Here is a 5,874-nt window from a genome sequence, read left to right as displayed (position 1 = left end):
GACTAAGCGTAGAAGCGGTCAAACCCTTTTCGTGGCCCATGCAGGGAGAGAGAGGGAGCGAGCGCAGTTTCCCTTTTGTTCTACGTGGCAAACGATAGATATGTCGGAATTACAATTCACTCATATATAGGTGGAGTGTTTGCAATACCTGCTAAGAATATGGCCGGCGTCCATACATGTATTACCATTACTAATATGACAAATTCATAAAATTTCCAAAACGATTCCATTTCACAGCATACATTCCGCTGGAAATGTATTATAATAATAAAAATGTAAATAAATTCTCTAATTTGGATAGATAGGTGAGAGAAATGATTCTAGTCATTGGTGGTGCGGGGTATATAGGCAGTCATACGGTCAAGGAATTGCTCCAGCAAGGCCATCGTGTAGTTGTATTAGACAATTTGTCTACAGGACATCATAACAGTTTAGATAAAAGAGTTGTGTTTGAAAAAGGAAATTTCGGCAATCTGCAAGATTTGGACCGTGTTTTCTCACGCTATAGCGTGGATGCGGTCATTCATTTAGGGTGCAGTCATCCTGATGAGCATATGGTGCGAGATGCAAATCAATATTATATGGATTATGTAAACAGCATGCTTATGCTGCTTTACAAAATGAAAGAATACCATATTCCGGAGATCGTCTTCTCCTCTACTTCAGAGGTATACGGTGTTCATCATAGCGAGAATGTCACGGAACAAGCGAAAGTTGCGCAAGCGATTCCGTACCATCGCTCCCAGCAGATCATCGAGCAGTTTCTAGAGGAGTTTCATCAGGAGTACGGGCTGAACTATATCATTCTGCGCTATTTCAACGCGGCTGGCGCTGCAGGAGAAATAGGAGAAGATCACGAACCGGAAGCGCATTTGATTCCAATGGTGCTAAAGCATGCGCTTAAGGAAACAGACGAATCCTTAGTGCTGGATGCAAGCTATGCTTACAGCCGGGAATATCTTCATGTGACGGATGTGGCAAAAGCGCATGTTCTTTGTATAGAGCGTTTGCTTGCAGGCAATGCGCTAAATACGGTGTATAATCTAGGCTCTGGACAAGCTGCTTCTGTGAAAGATATCGTTTTGGCCTGCCGCGATCTGACAGGTGTACAAGCTGATGTAGTGTATGAGATGCATGAGGCGAAGCTGACGGTTTCTTATCAGAAGATTCAGCAAGAGCTTGGATGGAATCCGGTGCATTCGTTAGAAGAGACGATATATTCGGCTTGGCAGTGGCACAAACTGCATCCAGAAGGTTACGGGATGCGGGAGATTGTTGTGCCGGAGAAGCTGGTTCATATTTAAAGAAGGCAGGGATATCCCTGCCTTTTGTTATTTAATCAAACGTTTGTTTAACACCTATGTTCCCCTTATTCATCATCCCTCATACAGTTGAGGTTTGGATAGTAAATGCATCATTTCGGATAGTAAATGCTCCAAGTTGGATAGTAAACGGTGCAAGTTGAGAGATGCAGTTGCACTTGAAAAAGGAAAGGCCATTATGTTCCGCAGAGCACAGAACATATGGCCATTTTCAGTATTTTCCTAATGGGAGGACTACAACTTAAACACATCAAATATGTGACATAGCCTCGCTGATATACTTATAAAGCTGCCCGTCTATCCCGAATTGCCGTGCAGCGTCCGGGTTGTCTGCGTAAAACCGTTCGGATGCTTTCGTGATTTCAGGATCTCCGCCGGAAAACATATGCATCAGTTCCTTCCAGCGTTTTGCCAGATCCAATACTTCAGGACTCTCAGCTGGCGCCCCTTTTTCCAGTTCCGCACGCACCTTCGCAATCAATGCAGGCCATTCTTTCTGGACCTCTTGCATTTTTTTGGGCCCGAGCTGTTCCCCTCGCTCTTTCAGTTTTTCCAACTGCTCTGGAGTAAAATATCTATTCATATCCACATTCATCACCTCGATAATCTTAATGAATTGTTCCGCCGTCACATCTTGCCGCGCCTTGAGCATAGCATGCAAATGTTCCAAGTGATTGCGCAGTTTTTCCTGTATCCGGATGTGCTCGTTCAACCGGTCCAGCTGCAGCCGTATGACCTCATCCGGCTTATAATTAGGGTTTCCGATCAATTCTTTAATCTCTTCTAAAGAAAAGCCTAATTGCTTCAGCGACATGATTTGCTGGAGCTTGGCGATGTCTTCCTTAGTATAGAGCCTATGGCCCGTATCTGAATGCTGTGAAGGAGAGAACAGCCCAATCCGGTCGTAATGGTGGAGCGCTCGCACCGTAATTCCGGTCTGTGTGGCCAATTCCCCGATCTTCCAAGTTTTCTTGTTTATGATCATCCCCTCATTTCGCGCGAGTTGTTTTTGCCGGCAACTTTACTATATAACCTGACGCTACGTCAGATTCAAGGGTTTTTTATTATTTTTAACCCGCCCATTTTATCAAAAAAACATGTAGTGTAAAATTACATTATTGATGTAGATAGAGGTGCTTACATTCATTTGATGTTGTCTGGATGTTCAGTTTATCAGTTACGCAAGTCAAATAAAAATGTATAAGGAGAAAAGCGATGAATCGTTCAAACAAAGATACAGCCGTCATATTAATTCACGAAATATATGGGGTAAATAATCATATGGAGCACATGAAAGAAGAGCTCTCCAAGATGGATATAGAGGTTGTATGCCCGAACTTGTTAAATAGGGAAGTCCCGTATACATATAGTGAAGAAAAAGAGGGGTATCAGAATTTTATTGAACATGTAGGATTTGAAAACGGAGCTGAACAAATCAGAAGAACGCTAAAAGAATTAAAGCGGCAGTATCGAACAGTCGGAATAATAGGGTTTAGCGTAGGAGCGACGATTGGGTGGCTTTGCAGCGGGGATAACATTTGTGATTTTGCGGTCGGGTGTTACGGTTCACGAATTAGAGATTACACAGATATGAAACCCATATGCCCGACCTTGCTCATTTTTCCGACCGAGGAAATCGCATTTGATATCCACATCTTGCTATCCGCGCTGGAACAGAAAGAAAATGAGTGTTTGCAGCTGAAGACTTTTCTTGGTACGCATGGATTCATGAATCCTTTTCACAAGGATTACCATGAAACATCGGCTGTACAAGCTCTGACATATATAAAAGGTTTTATACAGCAACATAAGAGTAAACAAGCCTGAGGGAGGATCTATATAATGCTGAACCACGAAACAGGAGAAGAAGTTACCGTACTGCATGCCGAACTGGTTGAACAAGACCGGATTGCGGTACAAGTTCAAATTGACGATCGAATCGGGACGGTATGGCTGAGTTATTGGGAGCCGAGAATCGTTCCCGAGATATACAGCCCTTATAGATTGGAAATCCTGAAAGAACTCAGCGATTACATTGAAATGGAAGAGAAGCCGTTTCGCAATCAGTTTGAATATATGAGAATGAAGGTTTTGACGTTTGGTTGAGTTGACATTTTATATGATCAAAAAGCCCTCAGCAATCTGGAGGGGATTTTTACAGGCTTCTAGGTATATTGACTACCGATAACTCATGTTGTGTAAACAAAGTCGCTTCAGTTTAACACTGGAGCGACTTCAGATTATTGAAAAATACTTTATTATTTTTTATTTCTTTGTTCTATATGGCTATATAAGTGTTCATACCCACTCTTTGCAACCTTTGTTGCTAATATATACACGATAGATATTACGATAATGATACTTGTAATAAAAGCACCCCTATCTCCTCCAAATCCTATGCCCATAACACATACAAACAGAAGGATTAAACCAATTCTAAGCTCTACCTTCTTTACCTTTTCAAATTGCTCTAATTTCTTTTGAATTTCCTCTACATTCATCTTATATCCCTACTTTTTTCTTTGTATAAACTTCATAGTATTTTCTTTAACAATATAGCCAAAAAGAAGACATACTAACAGGTGGTCAGTGCGTCTGTATCTATAGGGGGTTATTTCATGGGCCTAATATTACTATAACAAAAATAAGGTATCAAAATTTGTCAAATTTTAGAAAGTGTTAAAATATAATACTTTTGTAATTATTAATAATAAAGGTTCCCAAAATTCTACTTTTACGAACGTGTGAACTCCCCATAACTTATTACAAATGAACACGATATCATGCAATTAGACTATTTTTTATGTTGTGCTAGATTTAAACCAACATCAGTTATCATTATGATAATAAGCTTTTTATATATACTTGGACTAATTTGGTTTTTAATTCGTCAGAGAAAACAAGAAAAATAGAATATATTTACATAGATATTATTCCCTTTTTTAAAATATTATGCTACCTTATGTAAGTCGATTTAAAGGTTATAGGGTAATATTTTCAGTTTTGAAATTTAATAAGATCTCTAAAACTCTACTTACTACTTTTCTCCTTTCAGCTTCTTTTGTTAATACAAAAGTCGCTGCAGAGGAATCAAAAGAGGTAAATCAAGCGCCACGTTCCGTTAAGATCACAGAAAAACTTGGTTGGAGCGAAGAAACCGGATCTGTTAAATCATCAAGTGGATAAAACTATGTAACTTTCAATTCTACATTGAAGGTTTTTTTGTTCATGATAATGAATACATACAGAAGCGACAAATTCACAAGATAATAAAAGGGAGGAATAAGCGTGATAAATCAAGGTTTTATGTCTCTGGCATTGTTTTTGGGTGTTTTTGCAGTTATGAACCTAATTCCAGAAATGGACCTTATAACATCTATATCATGTGCTGTAATCTTTTTTATTGTGAGCTTGGTAGTCCCTTACTCGCTTGAGTCTGAGTTATTTGATAACACTCAGGACAATCTTGTTGAATGAAGGATATTTCTTAATATAAGGATAAGACTTATAAACAATCAATTTGTATTAACAAGAAATTACTTCCGATAATGATATGTTATGTAAACCTCTCATGAATAACGTATACATATTATATTAGTGGTCAGAAAATCATTCTTTTGCTACAATGATTGATATAACTGTATAGGCGATGGAGTTCGCCTTAATTGCCCTAGAGCTGATGACTCCTACCAGTATATATTCACTTTACTGGTAGGAGTCTATTTTTTTGGGGAAAATTACAAAAGAGGTGAAGAAAATGGTTTATATCTTTGTCGGCGTAGCCGGAATTTTAGGTGCTTTATCACGTTATTATTTAGGATTATCTATCAATACATGGTGGCATCAAGATTTTCCGCTTGCTACATTGTCGATTAATCTTATTGGTTGTTTTATTCTCAGTTGGCTCACGATGTACATATCTCGATTAAATATCCTTCATCCGTACCTTGTTACTGGGATAGGTACAGGATTCGTGGGATCATTTACAACTTTTTCTACGTTTAGTGTAGAAACCGTTAAATTAATCCAGTCCTCACATTGGGGGATAGCACTTCTATATATATTAAGCAGTTTATGGGGCGGTCTTTTCATGTCTTGGTTAGGATTTAAAATCGGTGATTTTTTCTTCAAAAAACGAACACAAAAACAGCCTGCATCATAATCAAAAGGAGGTGTGAACAGCTCTTTATAAACCGTTTAAAACTGTATCATATCGTATCAAAATAACATGATTTTGGTAGTCATTTATAAAAAAAGGAGGTGAATCCTGGTTGTAAATCGTATCTTTACACATTTTTTACCAAATCGAAAAGACTTTCGAACATTTGTTTGTTATCTTAGAGATAAGAAACGATGTTCGGGAGGTGACCCATGTGTTTGTCACGCGTATTTGTAAAGCCCTTGTATCGAGACATGAGGAGTTAGACAACCTGATGCGAGTGCATGGCTGTGTCACGCGGTATGCCTTCAATCGGCTGTTGGAAGGAAAAGATCCAAAAGATTTGATTCAACTTATTCCTCCCAAATTCCAGTTGAATAAGCGATACGCGGA

Annotated in this window: 8 protein-coding genes and 1 riboswitch; of the genes, 6 read left to right on the top strand and 2 right to left on the bottom strand. The window is 38.9% G+C overall.

Translation table 11 applies throughout. From position 1 onward, the window contains the following. Window positions 1-314: 314 nt before the first annotated feature. Window positions 315-1,304 (top strand): NAD-dependent epimerase/dehydratase family protein, encoded by a 990-nt coding sequence (locus tag H540_RS30540; protein WP_051317230.1) that lies wholly within the window; start codon window positions 315-317, stop codon window positions 1,302-1,304. 268 nt (window positions 1,305-1,572) lie between these two features. On the opposite strand, the gene H540_RS0121190 is transcribed toward H540_RS30540, so the two are convergent. Next, the gene (locus H540_RS0121190) at window positions 1,573-2,307 is read right to left on the bottom strand and encodes a MerR family transcriptional regulator (protein WP_028402287.1); all 735 of its coding nucleotides are present in this window, start codon (window positions 2,305-2,307) and stop codon (window positions 1,573-1,575) included. Between the two features lie 230 nt (window positions 2,308-2,537). Between H540_RS0121190 and H540_RS0121185 the strand changes: the two genes are divergently transcribed. After that, window positions 2,538-3,149, top strand: coding sequence for a dienelactone hydrolase family protein (locus tag H540_RS0121185; RefSeq protein ID WP_028402286.1), 612 nt, complete (start codon window positions 2,538-2,540; stop codon window positions 3,147-3,149). Window positions 3,150-3,164: 15 nt separating this feature from the next. Continuing rightward, window positions 3,165-3,428 carry a hypothetical protein gene (locus H540_RS0121180; protein ID WP_028402285.1) on the top strand — a complete coding sequence of 88 codons (264 nt, stop codon included), beginning with the start codon at window positions 3,165-3,167 and terminating at the stop codon, window positions 3,426-3,428. Between the two features lie 152 nt (window positions 3,429-3,580). Here H540_RS0121180 and H540_RS0121175 read toward each other — a convergent pair whose 3' ends face one another. Continuing rightward, entirely contained in the window at window positions 3,581-3,823 is a 243-nt protein-coding gene (locus tag H540_RS0121175; RefSeq protein WP_028402284.1) for a hypothetical protein, read from the bottom strand. Window positions 3,824-4,084: 261 nt separating this feature from the next. Between H540_RS0121175 and H540_RS35675 the strand changes: the two genes are divergently transcribed. From H540_RS35675 to crcB, 3 genes are all read left to right on the top strand, one after another. After that, window positions 4,085-4,234, top strand: coding sequence for a DUF4306 domain-containing protein (locus H540_RS35675; protein WP_425388159.1), 150 nt, complete (start codon window positions 4,085-4,087; stop codon window positions 4,232-4,234). Window positions 4,235-4,610: 376 nt separating this feature from the next. Then, the gene (locus tag H540_RS0121170) at window positions 4,611-4,799 is read left to right on the top strand and encodes a hypothetical protein (RefSeq protein ID WP_028402283.1); all 189 of its coding nucleotides are present in this window, start codon (window positions 4,611-4,613) and stop codon (window positions 4,797-4,799) included. A 159-nt stretch (window positions 4,800-4,958) separates the two neighbouring features. Then, window positions 4,959-5,018: riboswitch (Fluoride riboswitch) on the top strand. A gap of 31 nt (window positions 5,019-5,049) precedes the next feature. Further along, window positions 5,050-5,484 carry a fluoride efflux transporter CrcB gene (gene crcB / locus H540_RS0121165; RefSeq protein WP_028402282.1) on the top strand — a complete coding sequence of 145 codons (435 nt, stop codon included), beginning with the start codon at window positions 5,050-5,052 and terminating at the stop codon, window positions 5,482-5,484. The last annotated feature ends 390 nt before the right edge of the window (window positions 5,485-5,874 follow it).

The sequence above is a fragment of the Ectobacillus panaciterrae DSM 19096 genome (genome assembly GCF_000430785.1).
Taxonomy (GTDB): domain Bacteria; phylum Bacillota; class Bacilli; order Bacillales; family Bacillaceae_G; genus Ectobacillus; species Ectobacillus panaciterrae.
Note: the sequence above shows the minus strand (reverse complement) of the source record. Positions and strands in the feature narration are given on the sequence as shown.